23 protein-coding genes are annotated in these 25,546 nt (G+C 72.4%); 6 read left to right on the top strand and 17 right to left on the bottom strand.

Annotated features, from left to right (window positions below):
• Positions 1 to 11: 11 nt before the first annotated feature.
• The 8 genes from PZ894_RS12095 to PZ894_RS12060 form a co-directional block, all read right to left on the bottom strand.
• Positions 12 to 1,301 (bottom strand): hypothetical protein, encoded by a 1,290-nt coding sequence (locus PZ894_RS12095; RefSeq protein WP_275745075.1) that lies wholly within the window; start codon positions 1,299 to 1,301, stop codon positions 12 to 14.
• Between the two features lie 52 nt (positions 1,302 to 1,353).
• On the bottom strand, positions 1,354 to 3,687 hold the full coding sequence (locus tag PZ894_RS12090) for a YfhO family protein (protein ID WP_275745073.1): 2,334 nt from the start codon (positions 3,685 to 3,687) through the stop codon (positions 1,354 to 1,356).
• The gene (locus tag PZ894_RS12085) at positions 3,674 to 6,043 is read right to left on the bottom strand and encodes a YfhO family protein (RefSeq protein WP_275745071.1); all 2,370 of its coding nucleotides are present in this window, start codon (positions 6,041 to 6,043) and stop codon (positions 3,674 to 3,676) included. The genes PZ894_RS12090 and PZ894_RS12085 overlap by 14 nt, the downstream gene beginning before the upstream one ends.
• A gap of 11 nt (positions 6,044 to 6,054) precedes the next feature.
• Positions 6,055 to 6,987, bottom strand: coding sequence for a WxcM-like domain-containing protein (locus PZ894_RS12080; RefSeq protein ID WP_275745070.1), 933 nt, complete (start codon positions 6,985 to 6,987; stop codon positions 6,055 to 6,057).
• Positions 6,987 to 7,964 (bottom strand): glycosyltransferase family 2 protein, encoded by a 978-nt coding sequence (locus PZ894_RS12075; protein WP_275745069.1) that lies wholly within the window; start codon positions 7,962 to 7,964, stop codon positions 6,987 to 6,989. Before PZ894_RS12075 ends, PZ894_RS12080 begins: the two co-directional genes overlap by 1 nt.
• Positions 7,961 to 9,058, bottom strand: coding sequence for a DegT/DnrJ/EryC1/StrS family aminotransferase (locus tag PZ894_RS12070; protein WP_275745067.1), 1,098 nt, complete (start codon positions 9,056 to 9,058; stop codon positions 7,961 to 7,963). Before PZ894_RS12070 ends, PZ894_RS12075 begins: the two co-directional genes overlap by 4 nt.
• Positions 9,059 to 9,190: 132 nt before the next feature.
• The gene (locus PZ894_RS12065; protein ID WP_275745066.1) at positions 9,191 to 9,643 is read right to left on the bottom strand and encodes a GtrA family protein; all 453 of its coding nucleotides are present in this window, start codon (positions 9,641 to 9,643) and stop codon (positions 9,191 to 9,193) included.
• A 117-nt stretch (positions 9,644 to 9,760) separates the two neighbouring features.
• A complete protein-coding gene (locus PZ894_RS12060) occupies positions 9,761 to 10,972 on the bottom strand; it encodes a DegT/DnrJ/EryC1/StrS aminotransferase family protein (protein ID WP_275745065.1) in 1,212 nt (403 codons plus the stop codon).
• A gap of 101 nt (positions 10,973 to 11,073) precedes the next feature.
• On the opposite strand from PZ894_RS12060, the gene PZ894_RS12055 reads away from it, so the two are divergent.
• From PZ894_RS12055 to zwf, 4 genes are read left to right on the top strand one after another with little or no spacing between them, the layout of a single operon-like run.
• Complete coding sequence (locus tag PZ894_RS12055; RefSeq protein ID WP_275745063.1) at positions 11,074 to 12,987, top strand: anthranilate synthase family protein; 1,914 nt, start codon at positions 11,074 to 11,076, stop codon at positions 12,985 to 12,987.
• A gap of 9 nt (positions 12,988 to 12,996) precedes the next feature.
• Positions 12,997 to 13,563 carry an aminodeoxychorismate/anthranilate synthase component II gene (locus tag PZ894_RS12050; RefSeq protein ID WP_275745061.1) on the top strand — a complete coding sequence of 189 codons (567 nt, stop codon included), beginning with the start codon at positions 12,997 to 12,999 and terminating at the stop codon, positions 13,561 to 13,563.
• Positions 13,556 to 14,827: an anthranilate synthase component I family protein gene (locus PZ894_RS12045; RefSeq protein ID WP_275745060.1), complete on the top strand. Its 1,272-nt coding sequence runs from the start codon at positions 13,556 to 13,558 to the stop codon at positions 14,825 to 14,827. Before PZ894_RS12050 ends, PZ894_RS12045 begins: the two co-directional genes overlap by 8 nt.
• Positions 14,828 to 14,857: 30 nt before the next feature.
• On the top strand, positions 14,858 to 16,297 hold the full coding sequence (zwf, locus tag PZ894_RS12040) for a glucose-6-phosphate dehydrogenase (RefSeq protein WP_275745059.1): 1,440 nt from the start codon (positions 14,858 to 14,860) through the stop codon (positions 16,295 to 16,297).
• A gap of 132 nt (positions 16,298 to 16,429) precedes the next feature.
• Here the strand turns inward: zwf and PZ894_RS12035 are convergent, their stop codons facing one another.
• Both PZ894_RS12035 and PZ894_RS12030 read right to left on the bottom strand, forming a co-directional pair.
• Positions 16,430 to 17,281: an acyl-CoA thioesterase domain-containing protein gene (locus PZ894_RS12035; protein ID WP_275745058.1), complete on the bottom strand. Its 852-nt coding sequence runs from the start codon at positions 17,279 to 17,281 to the stop codon at positions 16,430 to 16,432.
• Positions 17,282 to 17,315: 34 nt separating this feature from the next.
• A complete protein-coding gene (locus PZ894_RS12030; RefSeq protein ID WP_275745057.1) occupies positions 17,316 to 18,344 on the bottom strand; it encodes a saccharopine dehydrogenase NADP-binding domain-containing protein in 1,029 nt (342 codons plus the stop codon).
• Positions 18,345 to 18,415: 71 nt separating this feature from the next.
• On the opposite strand from PZ894_RS12030, the gene PZ894_RS12025 reads away from it, so the two are divergent.
• A complete protein-coding gene (locus PZ894_RS12025) occupies positions 18,416 to 19,360 on the top strand; it encodes a helix-turn-helix domain-containing protein (protein WP_275745055.1) in 945 nt (314 codons plus the stop codon).
• A gap of 7 nt (positions 19,361 to 19,367) precedes the next feature.
• Here PZ894_RS12025 and PZ894_RS12020 read toward each other — a convergent pair whose 3' ends face one another.
• Genes PZ894_RS12020 through PZ894_RS11990 form a run of 7 tightly spaced genes read right to left on the bottom strand, consistent with a single transcriptional unit; the run spans position 19,368 to position 24,540 of the window.
• A complete protein-coding gene (locus PZ894_RS12020) occupies positions 19,368 to 19,910 on the bottom strand; it encodes a DUF3558 family protein (RefSeq protein WP_275745054.1) in 543 nt (180 codons plus the stop codon).
• Positions 19,910 to 21,325 (bottom strand): HAMP domain-containing sensor histidine kinase, encoded by a 1,416-nt coding sequence (locus tag PZ894_RS12015; protein ID WP_275745052.1) that lies wholly within the window; start codon positions 21,323 to 21,325, stop codon positions 19,910 to 19,912. The genes PZ894_RS12020 and PZ894_RS12015 overlap by 1 nt, the downstream gene beginning before the upstream one ends.
• Positions 21,322 to 22,026, bottom strand: coding sequence for a response regulator transcription factor (locus PZ894_RS12010; RefSeq protein ID WP_275745050.1), 705 nt, complete (start codon positions 22,024 to 22,026; stop codon positions 21,322 to 21,324). Before PZ894_RS12010 ends, PZ894_RS12015 begins: the two co-directional genes overlap by 4 nt.
• A gap of 43 nt (positions 22,027 to 22,069) precedes the next feature.
• A complete protein-coding gene (locus PZ894_RS12005) occupies positions 22,070 to 22,933 on the bottom strand; it encodes a fructosamine kinase family protein (RefSeq protein ID WP_275745048.1) in 864 nt (287 codons plus the stop codon).
• On the bottom strand, positions 22,930 to 23,433 hold the full coding sequence (locus tag PZ894_RS12000; protein ID WP_275745046.1) for a low molecular weight protein-tyrosine-phosphatase: 504 nt from the start codon (positions 23,431 to 23,433) through the stop codon (positions 22,930 to 22,932). The genes PZ894_RS12005 and PZ894_RS12000 overlap by 4 nt, the downstream gene beginning before the upstream one ends.
• Positions 23,434 to 23,442: 9 nt before the next feature.
• Complete coding sequence (locus PZ894_RS11995; RefSeq protein WP_275745044.1) at positions 23,443 to 23,844, bottom strand: phage holin family protein; 402 nt, start codon at positions 23,842 to 23,844, stop codon at positions 23,443 to 23,445.
• Between the two features lie 9 nt (positions 23,845 to 23,853).
• A complete protein-coding gene (locus tag PZ894_RS11990; protein WP_275745043.1) occupies positions 23,854 to 24,540 on the bottom strand; it encodes a GntR family transcriptional regulator in 687 nt (228 codons plus the stop codon).
• Positions 24,541 to 24,598: 58 nt separating this feature from the next.
• Between PZ894_RS11990 and PZ894_RS11985 the strand changes: the two genes are divergently transcribed.
• Entirely contained in the window at positions 24,599 to 25,513 is a 915-nt protein-coding gene (locus tag PZ894_RS11985) for an arginine deiminase family protein (RefSeq protein ID WP_275745041.1), read from the top strand.
• Positions 25,514 to 25,546: the final 33 nt, after the last annotated feature.

Below are 25,546 nucleotides of genomic sequence, written 5' to 3'. Positions count from 1 at the left end.
CGTCCGCTGCCTCAGGACTCCCCGCACGTGGCGGCGGTGACGTCGCCGGGCTCCGCGGGGTGACCGGTCGCGAGCACGGCCAGGCCCAGGATCGCCACGAAGACGACCGCGGCCGAGGCACCGAGGACGGTCAACCGCCGGCGGCTCGCGCGCCCGACGTTGCCGAAGAGGATGGTCCACCCCACGATGCCCACGAGCACGATCGGCAGCGCGAAACGCGTCTCGGGAGCGGATCCGACGAGGGTGACCGCGGTGCCGACGACGGTCGCGACCAGGCACGGCGCGACCACCGACCGACCTGCTCGGGGCCACAGGACCACGAGTCCGACCACGCCGACGACGGTGACGAGGAGAACGGCGAGACCGAGAGCGGTCCAGCCCGGGGTTCCCGCTGGTGCGTACGGTGTCGCCCAGTTCCACTGGAGGGCCGCGACGACCTTGTCGATCGCGAACGAGGCCGAGTCGGGGAGCTGGCCGACGAACGTGCCGAAGAGACCGCGGGCGGTCGTCGGCAGGTCGCCGTCGACCGCTCGGGCCATCGAGGGGTCGCAGTACCACTGCCGCGGGTCGACGTTCGAGTAGGCGACCGTGTCGTAGCGCACGCCGTATGCGCCGTAGCCGACCTGGATCTGGGTGATGAGGAAGGAGTCCGGGGGCATCAGCCCGGCCGGATAGTCGTGACGGCGCAGGTAGAGCGCTTGCGGCAGGAGAGCCAGCAGGACGCCCATCGCGACCGGGATCACCCGGAGCCGACGTACGACCAGCACGACCAGGACGACGAGCACGACGGTCGCGAGATGCGCGGGGCGCAGGTTGACGGCAGCACCGAGGCAGAGCGCGCCGACGACCTGCACGTACCACCGCTGAGCATCGGCGAGCAGCACGCCCGACAGGACCAGGGCGCCAGCCACCAGGTCCATGAGCGGGTAGGGGGCGAACCCGCTGAGCACGAGCGCGCTCAGCGCCGCGCTCAGCAGGACGTGCCGACTCCGGAGCGCGACGACCCTCCCCGCCAGGCAGGGAAGCACGACCGCACCGAGGACGGCGATCATGACTGCGTTCTGCACCAACACCGCGGTCCCGGCGGACACCCCGAGCCCCTTCACCGCGAGGGCGGCGGGCAGGTACACGAAGGCGGAGAGGACCCCCCGGACGTTGAGTCCCATCTTGAGCCACGGATCGCGCCCATCGGCGACGAGCTCGGACCCGAGCCAGTACTGGCCCGCGTCGTAGACGAACACCGGCGCCGGATCCCGCATCAACATCAGCGCGAGGAAGACCAGGACGCCGGAGATGACCATGGTCCGACGTGGAGTCAGACCGCCCCAGCGACCCAGCACTTGTCCGACGAGCTCAGGTCCGCGCGGCATGACTCTCCTGTTCTGCTGGAAGGCTCCGTCGCCGGATCCCTGATCGGATGAGCAGTCCGGTCGCGAACGCTACCCAAGCGCACGTCAACACCAGGCCGGGGACCTGGAGCGGAGGGCGGTAGCTGAACGTGACCCGGTGGTCGCCCTCCGGCACGCGCACCGCCGAGTAGGCGAAGTCGGCCGGTCGAACGCTCGTCGGGTGTCCGTCGATCTCGGCGTGCCATCCGTCGGCGAACCCGATGGGCATCACCAGCCACGCCGCGCGCTCCGCGGTGACCTCGACGTGGGCGCTGTTGGTCTCCCGGAGGGTCTCGTGCACCGAGCCCGGGCTGTCCGCGGCGGCCGGCGGGGCCTTCGGCGGCGCCTCGTCCCCGTCCCGTGACTCGAGCACGACGGTCGCGCTGCTCTGCGGGTCGTGGGTGGCCACCCGGGCCAGGGCGTCGCCCGGCCCCGGCACGAGCACCGCGTCGTCGACCAGTCTCGGTCCTCGACTCGTGCCGTCGACCCGCCACAGGGTGCCGTGGGGTCCGGAGACGACGCGCCGCAGCTGCGCGTTCGCCCCGCTGTACGCCGAGACCGAGAGGTCCACGTCCGGTGGCGTGTAGAGGTGGGTGATTCCCAGTTGGCCGGCCAGGTCGATCCGGCTCCACTCGGGTGAGAACGTCGGCAGGAGCGCGCCGCCGTACGGTTTCCACGCCTCCGCCGCAGGAGTGCCCTGCATCAGTCGCGTCACGGCCGCGGCTCGGCGGGGCACGGCGCTGTCGTATCCGCCGACCGAGTCGATGTCGCCGCTGTGCGCGGTCGCCCCCCAGAACGAGTTGCCGCTGAAGGGGACCTGCGGATCGCCGACTCCGCTGATCGGGAGCACCAGTGCCGGCCACGGGCTGGTCCTGTCGAACTCGGCGAGCGCCTGGTGGATCTCGGTCGCCGGGTAGAGCGACGCCGCCGAGTAGCTCTTCCAGGGAGGGTTCGACGCTCGCGCGAAGGGGATCATCTCGGCGACGACGAGCACCCCCAGAGCGAGCCCGAGAGCCCACCGTGCAGTCGACGCGCGCGGGCGCGCGCCAGCGCGGCTCGAGACGATGCGTGCCAGCTGGCTGGTGCCGAGGGCGGCCAGGATCGCGAGGCCGAACGCGGCGAGGAACGCCAGCCGGCCGAACCCCGAGACGGCACGCACGGGTGGGATGGTGAACCAGCTGAGCGTCACCAGCTCCGGGACGTACGGCAGGGCGCCGAAGAGCAAAACCAGTGCGAGCGCCATCCAGCGGAGACGACCGCGCCGCGACAGCCCGATCGCGGCCAGCACGAGCGCCACCCGGCCACACCAGAAGAGGCTGAAGAGCACCAGCGAGCTCTCGGCAGGTGGAGCGCTCCACCACTGCGCCGCGACGTCGTCGAGCGCGACTCGCGGCGGGAGCGACTCGGCGCGCGATGCCGTGACCCGACCGAGGGTCAGCAGGTTGTGCAGCGTCGGAAGGGTGACCACGGCCGACAGCGCGAGACCGCCGAGCCCGACGCCCACCAGCGCACCCCACGGCCGGAGCACGGCTCGCCAGTCGCGCGACGATGCTGCCTGCAGCGCCGCGCGGAGCGCTGCTGCGAGGCCGGCCACCCAGAGCACGACGAGGAACACCACGATGTTGCCCGCCACCAGCGCCAGGGCGACGGCTGCCGAGCCGACCATCACCCGCGGCCAGTCCGGCTGCTTGACGACCGCGCTCAGCGCCCAGAAGACGAGGGGCGTGACGACGAGGATCGGCGTCATCATCTCCGCCTGGAGCCACGCGACGTTGTAGGAGCACATCATCCAGCAGGTGCCGCCCACCAGCCCTGCGGGACCGCCCAGGTGCCAGTGGCGCAGCAGCAGGTACATCGCCAGTCCACCCAGCCACAGGTGCAGGAGCATGTAGGCGGTGTGGCCCGTCAGCGGGTCGAAGAGCATCCAGACGACCCAGTGCACCGGGTAGAAGGCGCCGGCGACGCCGTTGCTCGCCAGATCGTAGCCGCCCAGGAAGCTGTGCCAGTCCCAGAACGGCAGCTCCAGGTGACGAATCGCCTCGTGGAACGTCTGCGACCACGGGTAGGACGACACGGCACCGTCGAGCTGGAGACCGAGCGGCGGCAACGTCGACGGGTCCAGGTCGCCTCGCCAGGGCCACAGACGCGCCTGCATGCTGGGGACGACGGACGATGCCCTGCCCAGCAGCGCCGGCCAGCCGAAGGCCAGTGTCGCGGCTGCGAAGTAGGCGCCGACGCCGACGCGGCGCAGCCAGTCGGCGCGCGGTGATCGGCGGCGTGACGTGTCAGCCGTGGGCACGCTGTCGTCCTGGTCTCGGACTGCTGCGCCTCGATCCCCTGACGAGCCCGCCGGCCATGAGCGCGACGCAGGCGAGGAGTCCGAGGCCGGTCAGCACGAGACCCGGCGTCCATCCGGCGGGACGGTAGGAGAGCCGGACCTCGTGCTCTCCCTCTCCGACGACCACGCCGACCCGGTTGAAGTCCACCCGCCGGATGGGCGCGTCGGTCCCGTCGATCGTGGCCTGCCAGCCGGCATCGTGGGAGATCGGCAGCACCACCAGGACCCGCCCGGTCGCCCGAACGTCCACGACCGCGTCGAGGCCGTCGCGGACCGCCGTGGTCACCTCGCCGGTCGCGTCCTCGTCCACGTCCAGGTCGGGGGCGTGCGCGGGCACGACCGTGCGCCACGCGCGCTCCTGGTTGCCGCGAAGCGTGCGCCGGCCCTGGTCGCGCAGGGCATCGAACGCGGCCCCGTCGCCCGACTTGCGCACGATCGACGTCGCGACGTACGGCGTGGAGGCGCAGGCCTCCGGGAGGCTCAGGACGCGGCCGTCCGGCCCCGAGTAGACCTCGGTCAGCGACCTCTCCGGGTCCAGCGACCCCCAGTCCTCCGCCACGTCGGGCGTGGTCGGTGGCAGGAGCGCGGCGTCGGTGCCCAGCCGGCAGGCCAGCGGCCAGTCGACCGCGCCGGTCGGGAACCTCGGGTACGACAGGGACGGGGGGACGCCCGGGCCGAGCACCGTCGCCTGGTCCTCCCCGGAGACGACCCGCATCAGCTCCGAGGTGCGCTCGGGGGTCGAGCTGGAGTACCCGCCCCAGCTGTCCACCCCGGGGACCAGGGGAGTGCCCCCGACCAGGGCCGGTGCGGTCGTGCTCGGCGGGTCGGTCGCCAGCGACGTCGTGCCGGGGACCACCCGGGACGGCCAGTCGTCGTCGCCGTCGAGGGCGGCGATCGCCTCGAGCGCCGGCGTGACGGGGAAGAGCGGGTGCTCGTCGACATCCAGGTCGGGCGGGTTCAGCGACCGGCCCACGGCGAAGGACGGCCAGAAGACGGCCAGCAGCAGGGCCGCGGTCAGCACGACCGCGACGCTCGGCGTGGCGGCCTCGCGCTTCAGGACGGGCACCGTGAAGCGGCGCCGTGGCAGCGGTCGCAGCCACGAGAGCAGCCGGTCCAGGCCGACAGCGGCGAGCAGGTGCACGGCCAGCAGGCTCACCGGGAGCAGCCGCGAGGGCAGCACCGTGTCGAAGCCCGGGAGCAGGTGGTAGGTGAGCCAGGCGACGGGCGCGGCGGAGGCGGCCAGCACCGGCACGATCAGGAGCAGCAGCCGGCCGATGCCGGCCGGGCGAGATCCCGGGAACGTCAGCCCGACCAGGGCGAGTCCCAGCACCACCGGGGCGACGTACATCAGGAGGTTGAGGTCGAGGGCGGTCGGGGGACTCGGAGGCGGCGTGACCAGGCGGGTGTACTCGTGCCACGGCACGAGCAGCGAGGTCCGGATCTGTTCGAAGGTGTACGGCTCCCGGCTCACCCGCGACAGGTTCAGCAACGTCGGCAGCACGACGACCGCACTGAGCGCGAGCCCCAGGCCCAGGAGCAGACCGGCCCGGAGGAAGTCGACGACGATCGGGCGGCGCTCTCGTGACTGCCACGCCCGCGCGACGAGCAGGGCGAGGACGTAGAACGCGGCCGTCGCCATCACGACGAGCGCGTAGGCGATGTTGCCGGCCACCATGCCGAGCGCGAGCACGACCGCCGCGACGACGAAGGAGCGCCGGGTCGGCTGCTTCACCGCCCGGTCGCACGCCGCGAGCGCGAGGGGGAGGAAGAGCAGGAACGGCGTGACCATCTCCAGCTGCGCCCAGCCCCACACGTAGGCGCTGGTCATCCAACCGACACCCGCGAAGGTGGCGCCCGCGCGGCGGCAGCCCCACCGACGAGCGAGCCAGTACGTCGCGAGCCCGGCGGCCACGATGTGGAGCAGGAAGAAGAGGTCGTGGGCGAGCCAGAGCGGGAACGCCGTGTCCAGCACGGCGCGGACGGGATAGAGGGTCGCGGACACGCCGTCGACCGCGAGCGGAGTGCCACCGCCGAAGCTGTGGGGGTCCCACAGCGGCAGGGCGCCGTCGCGCCAGGTGCGCTGAGCCAGCGCCGACCAGGGGTAGGAGCTCTCGGCCGAGTCAGACTGCGCCCACGCATAGGCGAGGCCCCGCGGGTCCGCGGCCCACGGATAGGTGGCGGTCTGGAACGTCGGCACCACGGAGATGGTGCGCCCGCGCAGCGTCGGCCACGCCAGCACGAGGGTGGCGGCCGCGAAGACCAGGGTCACGGCGGCGCGGGACCGCGCGACCGGGCTGCCCGTGAGACGGGCCCACATCGTGCCTCGGGTCACCGCGCGGCGGCCTCTGCGAGGAACGTCTCGTAGTCGCGGATGTAGTCGCCGTCCTCGTACGGACGCGAGGCGTAGACGAGCAGCACGGCATCGGAGGAGTACTTGTACTGGGTGCCCCAGACCATGGCGGGTACGTGCAGGCCCTGGTCGGGTCGATCGAGCAGCAGCTCGCGCCGATCCTTGCCGTCGTCGACCAGCGCCTGCACGGATCCGCGCAGGCACACCAGCAGCTGCTCACACTCCCGGTGGGCGTGCTCGCCACGCACGTCTCGGCTGGGGACGTCGTAGACGACGAAGGTCCGCCGGGCGACGAACGGCAGGTCGGCCTCGTGGTCGACGGCGACGAGGCTGCCACGGAGGTCGGTCGCGCGGGTCAGCGTGACGACACGGGCTCCTCCGGGGAGGGCCTCGGTCTCCTTCGCGATCGACGGCGAGGCGGACCCCGGCCGCTCGACGGTCTGGGCGCTGCCGGAGTAGCCGGCGATGTGGGCCGGGTTGCCGACGACCACGGCGTTGGGCGGGACGTCCTTGGTCACGACCGCGCCCGCGCCGACCATCGCGCGGCGGCCGATGCGGACACCGGGGAGGATGGTCGCGTTCGCACCGATGGAGGCGCCGGTCCCGACCACCGTGGTCGCGAACGAGTCCGGGTACTCGCGACTGCGCGGGTACATGTCGTTGGTGAACGTCGCGTTCGGGCCGACGAAGACATCGTCCTCGAGACGGACGCCGTCCCAGAGCTGGACGCCGCACTTGATCGTGACGCGGTCTCCCACGACGACGTCGTTCTCGATGAAGACGCCGTCGCAGATGTTGCAGTCCGCCCCGAGGACCGCTCCCGGCAGCACGTGTGCGAACGCCCACACCCGGGTGCCGTCTCCGACGTGCTCGCTCTCGCACAGTGCCTGAGGGTGGACGAAGGCGCTCATCAGTTCTCTCCCGGAGTGAAGACGTCGTGGCTCATGGCAATCGCCGTGGGTCGATGCTTGCTGTTCTCGTAGGTGCGCCAGACGTAGGAGCCGACCACCCCGAGCCCGAGCAGGATGCTGGTGGCGGACATCAGGGTCACCAGCATGAGAGCGGTGTACCCGGGGACGTCGATGAAGCCGGCGATGCGCGCCACGATGGTGACCAGGGAGACGGACACCGTGAGCAGCGATCCCGCGGCGCCGATCAGCACCAACAAGGTGATCGGCAGGTCGGAGAACGAGTACACGCTGTCGAGGAAGTAGCGGTACTTGCGGCGCACCGACCAGCCGCTCTTGCCCGAGGTGCGCTCCTGCCGCTCGTACGGGACCTCGACGCGGCGGTAGCCGATCCAGTAGAGCAGACCGACCAGGCTGGAGTGAGACTCTTCGAGCGACACGAGCCGCTCGGCGACCGCACGCGTGCAGCCGAAGATGTCGACTCCGCCCGGCGGGATCGCGCGGTGCACGGTACGGCGGTAGGTCCCCCAGAAGAGGCGCGCCATCACCGAGCTCAGCAGGGGGTCCTGGCGCTTGGTCCGGGCGCCGACCACGACGTCGACGTCGCCCTCGCGCAGCCGGAGGAAGAACTCGTGCACGAGCTCGGCCGGCTCCTGCAGGTCGGCGGCCATCGCGGCGACGTAGTCGCCGCGCGCATGGCGGAACCCGGTGCGGATGGCGGCGAAGCTGCCGAAGTTGCGAGAGTGTGCGACGAGCTGGCTCGGGATCCCGCAGCCGGGCAGCAGCTTGCTCAGCAGCTGGTAGGAGTCGTCGGGAGAGCCGTCCACCACGAACACGGCCTCGAGCCCGCCGCCGAGGTCGCCGTCCATGGCGACCAGTCGATCGACGACCGCGTTCAGGGTCTCTGCATTGCCGTAGACGGGGACCACGACGGAGTAGCGGATCGGCGAGCAGCCCTCGCCGGCGGAGTCGGCCGTCACCACGACGCGAGGACCTCGCACACCCGATCGACTTCCTCGTCGTCCAGCTCCGCGAAGCAGGGAACGGTCAGGATCCGGTCCGCGAGACGCTCGGTGACCTCGAGCGTGTCCGCGACCAGGTAGCCCGCCTCCACGGTGTGCAGGTGGTCGGGGACGGGGTAGTGCACGTCGGTGCCGATCCCCGCCGCTTCGAAGTCGGCACGCGCCGCCTCGCGGTCGTCCAGGTCGAGCACGGCCAGGTGGGCGACGAAGGACGGATCGTGGCTGCCGAAGACGCGGCCGGTCCGCATCGCCTCGGCGTAGCGACGGTGAATGCCACGTCGGCGCTCGTTCGCGGCCGCGAGGAAGGGCAGTCGGCGGCGGAGGATCGCGGCCTGCATCTCGTCGAGTCGGCTGTTGCGGCCATGCGGCCGACTGATCCGGTACTTGCCCTGCCAGCCGTACTGGCGCAGGGAGCGGACGGCCTCGGCCAGCTCGATGTCGTTGCTGCAGACGGCGCCGCCGTCGCCGAGTGCACCGAGGTTCTTCGTCGGGTAGAAGCTGAACGCCGCGGCATCGCCGAAGGACCCTGCCCGGCGGCCGCCTCGCTCGGCACCGATCGCCTGGGCGCAGTCCTCGAGGACCTTGACCCCGCGCGCGTGACAGAGGTCGACGAGCTCGCCGATCTCGGCCATGGCGCCGAACAGGTGCGTCACCACCACGACGTCGACGTCCAGGTCGAGGGCGGGCGCGAGTGTCGACGGGGTCATGAGCGCCGTGTCGGGATCGACGTCGACATACACCGGGACCGCGCCGACGTTGCGGATGGCCGTCGTCGAGTAGCCCCCTGCGTTCGCCACCGTCGCGACGCGGTCGCCGGGCGAGCAGCCCAAGGCCGTGAGCGCGATGGTCAGCGCGTCCGTCCCGTTCGCGACGGAGACTGCCTCGCTCACGCCGAGGTGGGCCGCGAGCTCGGTTTCGAGACCCGAGACCTGGGGCCCGAGCACGACCCACCCGGAATCGAGCACGTCGGCGATCGCGGAGTCGATCTCGCGGCGGTGTGCGGCGATGGCGCGCGACAGGTCGTTGACCGGTACCTGAACGAGGCTGGACACTTGCCGAATTCAACCACGTTGATCTGGTGACGCCGACTTCCGGCGGATTCGGGCTTCCCGCCGCCGACGTTCTCCGTGGGGTAGGGCCGTCGAGGTCACCGCGGATCGCGTGCCGCCGCTGGTGGGCAGCCCTTAGCGACGCTCGTCGACTCGTCCGCGAGCCGCGGGTGTCTCGATCACGGCGTCGCGGGGACGGTGTGGCGCGCGCGGAGGCTCCGGACGGTGCAGCAGGATCCGCCCACCGAGGAAGGACAGCGGAACGGTCGCCATCATGAGTACGACGGTGGCCACGAGCAGCTCGCGGCCACCCGCCGGGTCGAGCAGGTGGAGGACCAGCCTGCCGACGAGGTAGACCATCACGTACCAGGCGGCGAAGGCCAGGAGTCGCGACCTCGATGCGGCGCCGAAGACGAAGCGAGAGGTGCCGAGCACGACCCACACCAGCCCGAGGACGTACGCCAGCGTGTATGCGAGCCAGGCCGGCATCATCGTGGCGAGGACGATGAACAGCGCGTACGTCGCGAGCGTGTTGATGCCGCCGACGACCAGGAACCTGGCCAGCTGCCGGTGGAGCTCACGTGGCATGCATGCGCTCCTCCCGTCGGGCGCACAGGGGTGTGCTCACCGGTCCCCAGACTAATGGCTCGACGGCGGACGACCATCTCGCCCCTCGGTCGACCCCGTGACCGGGACGATCTGAGGTCACTCAGTCGTCAGGCAGTCCCGCACGGTCGACACCACCCGCTCGACCTGGGCATCGGTCAGGGACGAGGAGATCGGCAGGCTGACCGCACGCGCGAAGGACTCGGTCGCCACGGGGAAGTCCGCGTCGCGCAGGTCGAACCGCTCGCGCCAGTAGCTCATCTTGTGCAGGGGGATGAAGTGGACGCTGGTGGCCACCCCGGAGCGGCCCATGCGCTCGACGAACTCGTCGCGATCGATCGCGGCGTCCCGCAGCCGGACGCTGTAGAGGTGCCACGCGTGGGTCACGTTGTCGGCGGGACCGGCCGGCAGCTGGAGCGGGAGGTCGGCGAACGCCTCCGTGTAGCGCCGGGCGATCACCTCGCGGCGCTGGCGCATCCCGGGAGCGCGTGACAGCTGCACGCGGCCCAGGGCGGACGCGATGTCGGTGAGGTTGTACTTGTAGCCCGGCGCGACCACGTCGTACTGCCACTTGGCGCCGACGCGCGTGTAGCGGTCGAGGACGTCGCGGTCGATGCCGTGGAGCCGCATGATCCGGGCGCGGGCGGCGATCGCGTCGTCGTTGGTGGTGAGCATGCCACCCTCGCCGGTCGTCATCGTCTTGGTCGAGTAGAAGCTGAAGGCAGTCGCCGCGGAGTCGCCTCCACCGACGGGCCGGCCGTCGGTGCCGGCGGGGAACGCGTGCGCGGCGTCCTCGACGACCTGCAGCCCGTGGTCACGGGCGAAGCGGGACAGCGCGGCCGGATCCATCGGCAGGCCGGCGAAGTGGACCGGGACCACCGCCTTGGTGCGGTCGGTCACCGCCTTGGCAGCACGCTCCAGGTCGAGCGCCATGGTCGACGCGTCGACGTCCACCATGACCGGGTCCGCGCCGAGGTAGCGCACCACCTCGGCGGACGCCGTGAACGTCCAGGTCGGCACCAGCACCTCGTCGCCGGGGCCGACCCCGGCGGCCTCCAGCGCCAGGTGGAGCGCGGCGGTGGCGCTCGTGACGGCGACGGCATGCGCGGCGCCGACGGCCTCCGCGAACTCGCGCTCGAACTCGGCCGTGATCCTGCCGGTGGTCAGCCAGCCGGCGCGGATGGCGTCGCGGACGGCGTCCGCCTCGGCGTCGCCGACGTCCGGCTGCGCGAACGGGATCGGGTCGTCTGCGGTGGTGGTGATGACGGGATCCTTGCGCTGGGAGTGGCTGACGTCCGCGAGCCTAGACACGAGGCACCCGTCGCCGAGCGGGTCCGCGGCCGGGCATACCCAACCTTCGTGATCCCGGACAGCCCCCGCCGGCGGGCCCGCCGGGTGCGTAGATTGACGCCATGAACGCGACCACGTCTGCCCGGGAAGCCATCGCGGCCGTCCAGGGGCACGAGGCGTGGGCGATCATCCGGCGCTCCACGCGGGCCGGTGACCGCGACACGGTCGGCGTGGTGGGCGGCCGGCGCAGCGTGGTCGAGTCGATCCTCGACGTACCTCTCGCCGACGGGGTGCCGGAGGACGGTCACATCGCCGACCGGCTGCTCGCGATCCCCTTCCGGCAGGTGGCCGAGCGCGGGTTCGAGGCGCACGACGACGGCACCCCGCTGGTGGTGGTGGACGTCGAGTCGGAGCTGGAGTTCACCGTCGAGGAGGTGATCGACGCGATCGAGGACACCGGGGTGGAGTTCGCCGACCGCGGCGGGTTCGAGACCGACGACGACGACTACGGCAAGCTCGTCTCCTCGATCATCACCGACGAGATCGGGCAGGGCGAGGGCGCCAACCTCGTCATCGGACGCCACTACCGCGCGACCGTCGCCGACTGGGGCGCCGACAAGGCCCTCACGGTGTTCCGACGACTGCTCGAGCGCGAGCGCGGGTCGTACTGGACCTACGTCTTCTTCACCGGCGACCGCTTCCTGATCGGCGCCAGCCCCGAGCGGCACGTCTCCATCCACGGGGGCGACGTGCGGATGAACCCGATCAGCGGCACCTTCCGGCTGCCGAGCGGCGACGGTGCCGGCCTCAAGCGCCAGCTCCTCGACTTCCTCCACGACGAGAAGGAGATCTTCGAGCTCTTCATGGTCGTCGACGAGGAGCTGAAGATGATGTGCGACATCTGCCACGAGGGTGGCCAGGTGCTCGGACCCTTCCTCAAGCCCATGAGCCGCCTCGTGCACACCGAGTACCTGCTGGCCGGCCGCACGAGCCGCGACCCGCGCGAGGTGCTGCGCGACACCATGTACGCCGCCACCGTCACCGGGTCGCCGGTCGAGAACGCGTGCCGGCTGATCAGGCAGTACGAGTCCGAGGGCCGCGGCTACTACGGCGCGGCCCTCGCGATCCTCGGCCGCGACGAGGAGGGTGGTCCGGTCGTCGACAGCCCGATCGTGATCCGCACCGCCGACGTCGGGCTGGACGGGCGCCTCACGGTCACCGCCGGGGCGACCCTGGTGCGCGACTCCGACCCGGCGTACGAGGTCGCGGAGACGCACGCCAAGGCCGGCGGCATCCTGAGCGCCTTCGGCCTGGTGCCGCCGGCCCCGACGCCCGGCGTGAACGTCGCCGAGCTCGTCAACGACGAGGACGTGCTGCTCGCGCTGAACGCGCGCAACCGGCGGCTCTCCACCTTCTGGCTGACCGACCAGGGCGGCGCCGCGCCCGACGCCCGGCTGTCCGGGAAGTCGGTGGTGATCCTCGACGGCGAGGACGACTTCGTGAACATGCTGCGCCACGTGCTCGGCGTGATCGGCATGACCAGCGAGGTCGTGCGGCACGAGGACTACGTGCCCGGCTGCCTCGACGGCTTCGACCTCGCGATCGTCGGGCCGGGGCCGGGCGACCCGCGCGACGGCGACGACCCGAAGATGACCAACCTTCGGGCCGCGGTCGCCGAGCTGATGGCCGCCGAGCGACCGTTCCTCGCGGTCTGCCTGGGCCACCAGGCGCTGTGCCACCACCTCGGCGTCCCGCTCGCCTACAAGGACATCGTCTTCCAGGGCACGCAGTCGCCGGTCACCATCGCCGGCCGCACCGAGCGGGTCGGCTTCTACAACACCTTCGTCGGCCGGGTCGGCGCCGCCGGAGCGCCCGCCGGCGTCGAGGTCGAGGCGGACGTCCGGACCGGTGACATCCACCTGGTGCGCGGACCGCACTACCGCGGCATCCAGTTCCACGCCGAGTCCATCCTCACCGAGCACGGCTTCGACGTGCTGCACGGGCTGGTGGCCGACCTGCTGCTGCCGCCGTCGTAGGGCCGCCCGGTGGCCGCCGTCGTCGTGGTCGACCATCACGACTCCTACACCTGGAACCTCGTCCACCTCATCGCCGAGGTGACCGGCTCGCTGCCGACGGTCGTGCAGCACGACGAGGTCTCGGCCGACGACGTCCTCGCGTTCCCCTACGTCGTGCTGTCGCCGGGACCGGGGCACCCGGACGCGCCCGGTGACTTCTCGGTGGGGCGTGAGGTGCTGCGCCGCGCGACCAGCCCCGTGCTCGGCGTGTGCCTGGGGATGCAGGGGCTCGTCACGGCGTACGGCGGCACCGTCGACCGCGTCACCCCCGCCCACGGCGACGTGGGGTCCGTGGCCCACGACGGCCTCGGCGTCTTCGCCGGCCTGCCGTCGCCGCTCGCGGCCGTGCGCTACCACTCGCTGGCGGCGGTCGACGTCCCGTCGTGTCTGGCGGTGACCGCGCGGTCGGAGGACGGCGTGGTGATGGGGGTGCGGCACCGGACGCTGCCGCTGGAGGGCGTCCAGTTCCATCCGGAGTCGGTCCTGTCGGAGCACGGCGCCACCCTGGTCGCGAACTTCCTCGGGCGTCATGACTGACCCGGTGCCGGTCTTCCGGTCCGTCGCGTCCTCGCACGCCCGCTGCTTCTGGCTCGACGGCGGCGGCGCGCGCGAGTGGTCGGGCCGCCGCTCGATCGTCGGCTGGCTCGAGGAGTCCGACGTCTCGCTGACGTACGACGCGGCCGCGCGCGTGGTGACGCGGCACGCCGGCGGCCGGGCCGAGGTCGTGGGCGACGACGTGTTCGACGTGCTCGCCGCCGAGCTGGCGTCCGGGCCGGCCGACGCCTCGTGGTTCGGCTACCTCGGCTACGCGTGCCGGCCCGACCTGCCCGCGGCCGTCGGCGGCGACCTGCCCGACGCCGTCTGGATGCGGCCGTCGCGGGTGCGCGTGTTCGAGCACCCACTTCTCGGGCAGAACGCGCGCTTCTCGGGTGTTGCAACGGCCGAGAAGCGCGGGAATACCCGGTGCACCGGGTATTCCGCGGCCCCCACCGCCTACGCCGCCGCCTTCGACCGCGTCCAGGAGCACCTGCACGCCGGCAACACCTACGAGGTCAACCTCACCTACCGGGCGGAGTGCGCGAGCGAGCTCGACCCGGCGGCGGCGTACCTGCGGCTGCGCGACCTCAACCCCGCGCCGTACGCCGGATTCCTCCAGCACGACGTCCCCGGCGCGCGGGCGTGGCTGCTCAGCTCGAGCCCGGAGCGCTACGCGCTGGTGTCGGCCGACCGCACGCTGGAGACCAAGCCGATCAAGGGCACCACGCCCCGCGGCGCGACCGCCGAGCGTGACGAGGAGGCGCGCCAGCGGCTGTGCACCGACCCGAGGTTCCGCGCCGAGAACCTGATGATCGTCGACCTGCTCCGCAACGACCTGTCGATGGTGTGCGAGCCGGGCACGGTCACGGTGCCGACGCTCATGGACGTCGAGTCCTACGAGTCCGTGCACCAGCTGGTCAGCACCGTCCGGGGACGGCTCCGCGACGAGGTCACGACGGTCGAGGCGCTGCGCGCGCTCTTCCCGGCCGGCTCGATGACCGGCGCGCCCAAGCTGCGCACGATGGAGGTGATCGACGAGGTCGAGGCGACGCCGCGCGGTGCGTACGCCGGGGCCTTCGGCTGGGTCAGCGCCGACGGACGGGCCGATCTCGGCGTGGTGATCCGCAGCCTGATGACCGCCGGCGAGGGCCGCTACGTGCTGGGGACGGGCGGCGCCGTCACGGTCCGGTCCGACGTCGGCGAGGAGTGGGCCGAGTCACGCTGGAAGGCGGAGCGACTGCTGCGCGTCTTCGACGGGGCGTGACGCCCATCGCCGGCGGACTAGGCTCGATCCATGGACAACGCACACGTGGTCCTCCTGTTCGGCGCCACCGGTGACCTCTCCCGGCGCAAGCTCCTCCCGGGGCTCTTCCACCTCTGGCAGGCCGGCCTCATCGACGACTCGCGCATCGTCGGCACGTCGCTGGAGGACATCGACACCGCCGCCTTCGTGCAGCTCGCCCACGATGCGTGCGTCGAGTACAGCCACCGGGCCTTCTCCGACGAGCAGTGGAGCCGGTTCTCGGAGCTGCTGACCTACGTGCCGCAGTCCGCCGGTCCGCCGGCGTTGGCCGAGGCGATGCGGGCGGCGGAGCGCGACGTCGGCCGCGGTGGGCAGCCCGTCCGGTTCCTCCACTACCTGAGCGTCCCGCCCAAGGCTGCGCTCGACGTGGTCCGCCAGCTCGACGAGGCCGGGCTGGTCAAGCAGTCGCGGATCATCATGGAGAAGCCGTTCGGCACCGACCTCGAGTCGGCGAAGCGGCTCAACGAGCGGCTGCACCAGGTCTTCGACGAGAGCCAGATCTTCCGCATCGACCACTTCCTCGGCAAGGAGGCGGCGCAGAACATCCTGGCGTTCCGCTTCGCCAACGGCCTGTTCGAGCCGATCTGGAACCGCAACTTCATCGACCACGTGCAGATCGACGTCCCCGAGACGCTCGGCCTCGAGGTCCGCACGAAGTTCTACGAGACCACCGGCGCCTATCGCGACATGGTCGTCACCCACCTGATGCAGGTCCTGGCGTTCATGGCGATGGAGCCGCCCACCTCGCTCGCGCCCGGCCCGATCAGCGACGAGAAGCTCAAGGTCTTCCGGTCGATGCGACCGATCGAGCCGCACAACGTGGTCCGCGGCCAGTACGCCGGCTACCGCGACAACCCCGACGCCACCGACGACTCCGACACCGACACGTTCGTCGCGCTCAAGGTCGAGATCGACAACTGGCGCTGGGCGGGGGTGCCGTTCTACCTGCGCACCGGGAAGAAGCTGGCCGAGGGGGCGCGCATCATCTCGATCGCGTTCAAGGAGCCGCCGCTGACGATGTTCCCCGCGGGCTCCAACGCGGGCACCCAGGGACCCGACCACCTCACCTTCGACCTCGCCGACCAGTCGAAGATGTCACTCTCCTTCTACGGCAAGCGCCCCGGACCGGGCATGAAGCTGGAGAAGCTGTCGATGCAGTTCGCGACGCACGAGACCTCGTCGGCGTACGCCGTGCTCGAGGCCTACGAGCGCCTCATCTACGACGCCCTGCGTGGAGACCACACCCTCTTCACGACCGCCGAGGGCATCGAGACGCTCTGGGAGAAGTCGACGCCGCTGCTGCAGAACCCGTCGCCCGTGCGCCTCTACGCTCCCGGCTCGTGGGGACCGAACGCGATCCACCAGCTGGTCGCGCCGCACGCGTGGCGGCTGCCCTTCGAGCGATCCTGGCGCAATCCGTACGGCGCTTGACGCGGACCTTGCCGGAATACCCGGTGCACCGGGTATTCCCGCACTTCTCGGGCAATGCAACCCCGCAGAAGCGCAGGGACTGCCCGAGAAGCAGACCGTCACGGCCAGGGTGTCGACACGGACCCGGGTGGCTCAGACCCGCGACGCCGTACGCCGCCGCCCGTCGTCGGCGTACTCCACGCCGCCCATGTCGACGCGCCGGCGGGCGTTGGCGAGGGCGGCGACCGTGACGGTGCCGAGGGCGCCGGCCCGGTCGAAGACGGCGGTGGTCCCGGACGCGATGCCGTCGTGCTCGACGCGGTCGGTGGCGAGCAGCCCGATCTCGACGCCGACCGGCTCGCGGGCCAGCGTCAGCGCGATGTCGGTGTTGATGTACTCCACGCCGCGGGTGCCCCAGTTGGTCACCATGCTCGCGCCGTCGGCGGCGGCGGCGACGGCCTGGAAGGGCGAGAGCGGCTCGCCGGACACCACGGGCATCGCGCTGCTCCAGGACGCCTTCCGGTCGGGGTTCTGGTGCTCGGTGAAGTCCTGCGACCAGCCGGACGCCGAGCGCAGGAACGGCACCCGCGGCTCGTCGGTCTCCGGGGCCACGTCCAGCGGCGGGGGAGCGGGCCGCTCGGGCGGCTGCCAGACCTCGCCCGGCGCGGTCCCCGACGGCTTGAGGAACGTCGCCGACGCGCGCGCCACGGGCTCGCCGGCCTGGCTCATCGACACGTCGACCAGGCAGATCCGGGAGCCCTCGCGCACGACGCTGGTCGTCAGCGTGCACGGCTGCATCCGCGCGGCCCGGAAGAGGTCGACCACCCATCGCGCCGGGCGCAGGTCGTCGCGTCCGGTCGCGGCGAGCGCCTGCTCCGCCGCCCGGGCGAGCGCGCCGCTGAGCGCGACGCCGTGCAGCTGGTCGTCGCTCCACATGCTGCACGCGAGCGGGGTCGGGGCCAGGTCGTCGCCGGTCCTGGTGAAGAACGCGATCTCGTCGGTCACGGGGCCATTCTCGGGGGTGGCCCGCGGCAGGCGCTCAACGGCACACGCGGAAGTCCGGCGCCTCGCGCTCCAGGGCCCGCAGGACGTCGTCGGCGTCGAAGGCCTGGCCCGGCGCGAGCGCCCCGGCCCCCGCGCCTCGGCCGTCGAGGAGCCGCACCGCTCCCTCGACCACGATCGGCGCCGAGACGGCGTAGATGTCGCGGCCCTCGGCACTCACCCGGCGGCGCTCGGCGCCGCGGCGTACGACCACCTCCACGGTGAAGCGCTGCGCGGACCGGCCGGACCCGTCCGTCGGGCTCGGCGCCGGGGTCGTCGGGTCGCGGAGCTCCTGTAGCGGCGCGGCGTTCAGGTGGGAGCGGAGCTCGCCGACCCGCAGGTGGCGGTGGATCGTGAGGACCTCCGAGAACGGCAGCTCCACGACCGCGTGGTCGCCGAGCGGTTCGCGGAAGGACCAGGTGCGGGTCGGCGCGGGGTCCGCCAGCGGCGCCAGTCGGCCCGCCCGGATCACCTGGCGGGTCGCGGTGTTGCGGTGCCCCGTGACGCGCGTGCCGGCGGTCGGCCACCAGTGGTCCAGGCCGATGGCGACGTCCACCGCGTCCGCGCGTGTGTCGCCGTCGAGCACCGACGTCACGAGCAGGTCGGCGAGCCCTCCGTAGAACGCCATGGCGGGTACGACGGCGACGCCCGCGTGCCGAGCCGGTGCGTCGAGCCGGCGGTAGAGCTCCCGCACGACGGACTGCTCGGCGGTGAGGTCGAGGTAGTGCGCCCCGGCCCCGACCGCCGCCCGCGCGAGCGGCACCGCGGTGTCGAGGAACGGCCCGGCGCAGTTGACGACCGCGCCGACGTCGGACGCGGCCCGGCGCAGCCGGTCGCGGTCGTCGAGGCCGACCTCGCGGACCTCGAGACCGTGGTCGGGCGCAACGGCGGCGAGCCGCTCGGCGTCGCGCCCCGCGAGGACGGGGGTCACCCCCCGGCGCAGGAGCTCGTCGACGACGAAGCGCCCCGTGTGCCCGGTGGCGCCGTAGACCAGGACCGGTGCGGAAGCTCGCTCGGATGTGTTCACGACGATGATCCTCGGGCGGTCCGGCCCGGTGCGCGAGCGTCCGAAACGACATGGTGCGTACACTTTCGGACATGCCGCGCGTCGCCCTCGTCATGCACGAGTCCGTGATGCTCTACGAGGCGGCGATCGCCGCCGAGATCCTCGGGGTCGACCGGTCCGACCTCGCGCCCGGCGGCGCGTGGTACGACGCCGTCGTGTGCACCCCGGACGGCGCGCCGCACCGCTGGCTGCCGCACCTGCCGACGTCCTCGTACGCCGGCCTCGGCGGAGCCGACCTCGTGGTGGTGCCCTCCGTCGAGGACGTCGGAGCCGACCCGGATCCGGCACTCGTCGCCGGCCTGCGCGCCGCCCACCGCGGCGGTGCCCAGATCGCGTCGCTGTGCACGGGCTCCTTCGTGCTCGCGGCGGCCGGCCTGCTCGACGGACGCGCCGCGGCCACCCACTGGATGCACGCGGACGAGCTGGCGCAGCGCTACCCGGCGGTCGACGTCCGCGCCGACGTGCTCTACGTCGACGAGGGCGACGTGCTCACCTCGGCGGGCAAGACGGCCGCCCTCGACCTCTGCCTCCACCTCGTCCGTCGCGACCTCGGCGCCACCGCCGCGACCGGCCTCGCCCGGCGCCTCGTCGTCCCCGCCCATCGCAGCGGCGGGCAGGCCCAGTTCATCGCCGCACCGACCGAGCCCCGGAACCCCGACGGGCTGGCGCCGACGCTCGAGTGGGCGCGCGCCCGGCTCGACCGGCCCCTCACCGTGCGCGAGCTCGCCGACCACGCCGGCCTCAGCACCCGCCAGCTCGCCCGCCGGATGCGGGCCGAGCTCCAGGCCGGGCCGCTGGTCTGGCTGCACCAGCAGCGGATCGCCCGCGCGCAGGAGCTCCTCGAGCGCACCGACGCCAGCGTCGACCAGGTCGCCGCCAGCTGCGGGATGGGCACCGCGGCGACCCTGCGCCGCCACTTCCACCGGGCGGTGGGTGTGACCCCGACGACCTACCGGGCGACGTTCCGCCTGACCTGACGCCGGGCTATCCGGACGGCGACGACGGCGCCCCGTCAGCCAGCTCCGCCATCAGCGCCCTCGCGCCGGCGACGACCGCATCCTCGTCGTACGGCTTCACCTGCACGGCGTTGACGCTCTGCACCAGGCCCTCGGTCTGCACGAATCCGGTGACGAGCATGCCCGACCTCTGCGTGCGCACGACCATCCGCGCCGCGTCGGCGCCGTCGACGTCCACCGGCTCCAGCTGGGCACCGGCGGCGCCCATCGCGTCGAGTGCCTCGTCAAGGCCGCCGGCGAACCACAGGTAGCTGATGTCGTACGCCGCGCCGCCGTCGCGCTTCGGGACGAACGTGCACCGGGGCTCGGTCACGCTGCCGGTCCGCTCGGCCACGCGCGCGCCGACCAGGCGCCCGACCGTGGCGGCGGTGAGGTCGTCGCAGGGGCTCCAGCCGACGTTCGCGGCGGCGGACTCCGCTTCGGAGGTGGCCTCGGAGGGAGCGTCGTCCGAAGAGCAGCCGGCCAGCGCGAGGCCGGCCGCGACCAGCACGGCGACGGGGCGGGCGCGCATCAGGCGGGGGTCCAGCTCGGGACCGGGCTCACGGAGCCGGGGAGCCACATCGTCAGGCGCGCGCCGCCGCCCGGGGCGTCGCCGACCTCGACGGTGCCGGAGTGCCGCTCGGCGACCTGCCGCACGATCGACAGCCCGAGGCCGGAGCCGGACATCCCGCGGGACTCCGGCGAGCGGTAGAAGCGGTCGAACACGTGGGGTCGGTCCTCCTCGGCGATGCCCGGGCCCTCGTCGTCGACGGTGAGCGTGCCGTCGGCGAGCGTGACGGTGATCCGGCCGCCCTCGCGGCTCCACTTCGCGGCGTTGTCGAGCAGGTTGGTGATCGCCCGCTCGAGGCCGGCGTCCTCGCCGACGACGTACCAGGGCGCGAGTTCGACCGCGAAACTCAGCCCCGGCGCCCGCCGGCGGACCCGGGCGATCGCACGCTCGACGACCTCGGGCAGGTCGACGGCCTCGACGACGTGGGTCAGCGGCTCGTCGCGGGCCAGCTCGACGAGGTCGCCGATGAGCGTCGTCAGCTCCTCGATCTGGGCGCGGACGTCGTCGAGGAGCTCGGCCTTGGCGCCCGGCGGCAGCTCCATGCCGCCCTCGCCGTCGGCCTGGGTGAGCAGGTCGATGTTGGTGCGGAGCGAGGTGAGCGGCGTACGCAGCTCGTGGCCGGCGTCCGCGACCAGCTGCCGCTGCCGGTCGCGGGAGGCGGCGAGCGCGGCGAGCATCTGGTTGAACGCCGCGGCCAGGCGGGCGATCTCGTCGTCGCCCTCGACCGGCAGCGGCCGCAGGTCCTCGGTGCGGGCGATGTCCTCGACCGACGTCGTCAGCCGGCGCACGGGACGCAGCCCGTTGCGCGCGACGGCCCAGCCGGCGAGCCCTGCGCCGATGACCCCGGCGCCGCCGAAGAGCAGCATCACGATGCCGAGCTTGGCGAGCAGCGCCTCCTGGGAGTCGAGCGACTGCCCGATCACCATCGTGCTCCCGTCGTCGCGGTGCACCGCGGCGATCCGCCACCGGGTGCCGTTGCCGCTGACGGTGCGCACCGAGGTGCTCCGCTCGCCGCGGGAGACCGCGACCTCCTGGTCACCGATGAGCTTCTGGGGCTCGTCGACCTTCTTGCCGCGGAAGAGGCCGCTGCCGCTGGAGTCCATGCAGGCCACCCACACGTTGGTGGCGCCGAAGTAGTCCGCGGGGAAGGTGAAGTTCTGGTTGCACAGGGTCTCGGTGGGCGTCGTCTCGGCCCGGTGCAGCAGCGAGTCGTCGAGCGTCGCCTGGAGCTGCATCCGGACGGTGATGTAGGCGCCGAACGCCAGCAGCGCCACGGTGGCGCCCGCCGCGAGCGTGGTCAGGATCGTCACCCGGGACGCCAGCGACCGGCGGTAGTGCCAGCGGCCGTCCGGCCCGAAGGGCGGGAGGACGGTCACGTTTCCTTCAGGACGTAGCCGACACCGCGCACGGTGTGGATCAGGCGGGACTCGCCCTCCGCCTCGGTCTTGCGGCGCAGGTAGCCGACGTAGACCTCCAGCGAGTTGGCGGTCGTGGGGAAGTCGTATCCCCAGACCTCCTCGAGGATGAACGACCGCTCCAGCACCCGGCGCGGGCGGCGCAGGAACATCTCGAGCAGCGCGAACTCGGTGCGCGTCAGCTCGATCGCCCGGTCGCCGCGCCTGACCTCGCGGCTGGCGAGGTCCATGGAGAGGTCGGCGAAGCCGAGCACCTCGTCCTCGTCCTCCTCGCGAGGGACGACGCGGCGCAGCAGCGCGCGCAGCCGGGCGAGCAGCTCCTGCAGGGCGAAGGGCTTGGTGAGGTAGTCGTCGGCGCCGGCGTCCAGCCCCTCGACCCGGTCGCCGACCGCGTCGCGCGCGGTGAGCACGAGGATCGGCAGGTCGTTGCCGGCCTGGCGCAGCGCCTTGGTCGCCTCGAGACCGTCGAGCCGCGGCATCATCACGTCCATGACGACGACGTCGGGATCGGTCGCGGCGATCGCCGCCAGCGCCTCCGCGCCGTCGGTGGCGAGCACGACCTCGTAGCCGTTGAACTCCAGCGAGCGCCGCAGCGACTCGCGCACCGCCTTGTCGTCGTCGACGACGAGCACGCGCGGCTTCGGGACGGGCTTGCTGCTCACGGTCACACTCTGCCAGCCGAGCCTGAGCCGGCACTGAGAACGATCAGAGGTACGTCGCGGCCGCCTGGGCCGCGCGGGCGGCGTACCCACCGCCGAAGTGGCACGCGTGCACGAGCAGCGGGAAGATCTGGTGCAGCGCGGCGCGGTCCTGCCAGCCGTCGGCGAGCGGGGCGGCCTCGTGGTAGGCGTCGAGCACCCGCGGCAGGTGGGGCAGCCCGAAGAGCGACAGCATCGCGAGGTCGACCTCCCGGTGGCCGGCGTACGCCGCAGGGTCGATCAGCCACACGCGGCCGTCGAGCCCCCAGAGCACGTTGCCGTTCCACAGGTCGCCGTGCAGGCGGGCCGGCGGCTCGGCGGGGACCAGGTCGGCCAGCTTGGCCACGACCGCCTCGATCGTGGTGGCGTCCGCGTCGTCGGCGTGCCCGCGGTCGCGGGCGAGCTTGAGGTAGGGGAGCACCCGGCGTACGGCGTAGAACTCCGCCCACGTGTCGGCCGGACGGTTGGGCAGGGGCAGCCGGCCGATGTAGCCGTCGCGCTCGCGCCCGAAGGACTCGGCCCCCGCGGCGTGGGTCGCGGCGAGCTCGCGGCCGAACGCGGCCGCGGCGTCCACGGAGTTCTTGCCCGGCTCGACCCACCGGATGATCAGGCACTCGTGGTCGGCGCCGAGCACCTCGGGCACCTGCGCGCCGGTGGCCGCCGCCTCGCCGAGCCACCGGAGGCCGTCGGCCTCGGCGGTGAAGAACTCGTCGGGGGCGTGGGGCAGCGTCTTCATCAGCGCGGTGGTGCCGTCGCTGAGCCGCAGCCTCGTGGCCGTGGCGATGTCTCCGCCGGCGACGGGCGCGGTCGCGATGACCGACGTGCCCAGGAGCTCCTCGGCACGTCGTGCGACCAACGGTTGCCGGGTCACGGCGCGGAGGGTTCCCAGGGCCGCTCGCGACGCAGCGCCTCGACGATCGCGGACGCCGTGCGCTCCACCATCCCCAGGACCTCCTCGAAGCCGTCGTCCCCACCGTAGTACGGGTCCGGTACGTCGGCCCCGGCTTCCGTCGGGTCGAGGTCGCGGAACATCCGGGCCCGTTCGCCCGGACCGCCGATGCCGCCGAGGTTGTCGGCGTCCATGGCGAGGTAGAGGTCGGCGGCGTCGAGGTCGGTCCACTGCCGCGCGCGGTGCCGGCTCGCGTCGTACCCCGCCGCGGTCAGGGTGGCGGCGGCGCGGCGGTCCATCGGGTTCCCGACGTGCCAGTCGCCCGTGCCGGAGCTGGTGACCTCCACGACGTCGGCGAGGCCGGCGCCGGCCAGCCGCTCCTCGAGGACGACGTGCGCCATCGGGGAGCGGCAGATGTTGCCCAGGCAGACCAGTTCGATGCGGTAGCGGCCGGGCTCACGCCCCGGTGGCAGTCTCTCCACGCCGTCGGCTCATGCCTTCGCGGCGTCGCCGAAGACGAGACCCACGGCCCACGTCACGATCGTGATCACGATGGCGCCGCCGACGGCGTTCCAGAATCCGTCGACGAAGAAGTCGAGGTCGAAGAGCCCGGCCAGCCACTCGGTGAACAGCAGCATCAGTGCGTTGATCAGGAGCAGGAAGAGCCCCAGCGTGATGATGATGAACGGGATCGACAGGAACTTGATCACCGGACTCACGAACGAGTTGACGATGCCGAGGATCAGTGCGACGAAGAGCAGCGGCCAGAAGTTGTCGGTGACCTCGTCCCAGCCGGACGAGCCACGGAAGCCGATGCCGTCGAAGATCACGCAGGCGGCTCCCAGCGCGACGACGTTGGTGGCGAGCCACCCGATGAACTTGAGGAGTCCCACGCCCTCACCCTAGAGGCGTCGGAGGCCCAGCGCTTGGAGGATGGAGGTCTCGGCGTCCTCGAGGTGGCGCTCGAGGAACGCCGAGGCGCCGTCGACGTCCCCGCGCTCGAGCAGCATCACGAGCTGGGTGTGGGTGTCAGCCTGGTCGTGGGCGTTGCGCCGGATCCGGTCGACCTGTGCCAGTGCGAGCCTGAGCTCGATCATGAGGCTCTCGGCCATCGCGACCAGGCGCGGGGAGCCGGTGAGGCCGACCAGGGAGACGTGGAACGCGAGGTGGCGCCCGTTGAGCTCCTGGTAGGAGCCTCCGGTCCGGACCGCCCCGGTGTAGTCGACCAGCGAGGTGCGCACGGCGTCACGGAGCGGCTCGTCGGCGCCCGGCCAGCGGCGTACGCCGGCACCCTCGAGCACGAGCCGCGACCGGCAGATGTCGCGGACCGAGTCGGGGTCGGGCGCGGACACCGCGACGCCCCGGTTGGGCTCTCGGGTCGCGAGCCCCTCGGCGACGAGGGTGCCGAGCGCCTCGCGGATGGTCGGGCGCGAGACGCCGAGGGACTCGGCGAGCGCGACCTCGCGCAGCGGGGTGCCCGACTCGAGCTCGCCGTCGAAGACCGCCCGGCGCAACTCGTCGGCGACCCGGTCCACCGTCGAGCTGAGCTCGAGGTGCAGGGAGCTGAAGGGCCCGGCCGGATCGGACATGGCGTCCATTGTGCTCTATACTCCGGATCTGTCAGTTTGTCAGACAATCTGACGATAGATGAGGAAAGCCGTCGAGGGAGGTCAGGTCGTGGAGCTGCAGTGGGGACGTCGGTACGTGATGGTCGAGCCGACCCACTTCCGGGTCGAGTACGTCATCAACCCGTTCATGGACCCCGACGACCAGCCCGACCCGGCCCGGGCGATGGCGCAGTGGCGCGGCCTGGTGGCCGCGATCGAGCGACACGGCGGCACCGTCGAGGCGCTGCCGCAGCGCGAGGACGCCCCCGACATGGTCTACGCGATGAACCTCGGCCTCGGCCTGGTCCGCGAGGAGGGCGTGCCGCACGTCGTCATGTCGCACATGCGCTACGACGAGCGCCGGATGGAGACCCGCTCCGCGCAGCCGTGGTTCGCCGCGCGCGGGTTCGCCACGTCGTACGTCGGCCGCGACGGTGTCGGCGCGCACCTGGAGGCGGGCGACGCGTTCGCGTTCGGCGACGCGCTGGTGGTCGGCTACGGCCCACGCACCGAGGAGCTCGCGCTCAAGCACCTCGCGACCGAGCTGGGACTGCGGGTCCGCGGGCTGCGGATCACCCACCCGGGGATGTACCACCTCGACCTGGCCTTCTGCCCGCTCGACGACCGGCGCGCGCTCGTCTGCCCGGCCGCCCTCGACGAGGAGTCGGCCGCCGCCCTGCTCGAGCTCGTCGCCGAGCCGCTGGTGCTCACCGAGGAGGAGGCGCTCACGACGTTCTGCGCCAACTCGATCGTGCTGGGCCGCACGGTGCTCATGCCGGCCTGCCCCGACCGGGTGCGCGCGCAGCTGGAGGAGTGGGGCTTCGAGGTCGTCCTCGTCGACGTGTCGGAGTTCCACAAGGGTGGCGGCTCGATCCGCTGCCTCACCAACCCGGTCGACGTGACGGTCGGCCGGGACCTGCCGGCCGTGCCTGGTGGCGAGGTCGTGCTGCCGTAGGCGCCGCTCGCGGAATACCCGGTGCACCGGGTG

This window comes from Nocardioides sp. YIM 152315 (assembly GCF_029210375.1).
Classification (GTDB): Bacteria; Actinomycetota; Actinomycetes; order Propionibacteriales; family Nocardioidaceae; genus Nocardioides.
Note: the sequence above shows the minus strand (reverse complement) of the source record. Positions and strands in the feature narration are given on the sequence as shown.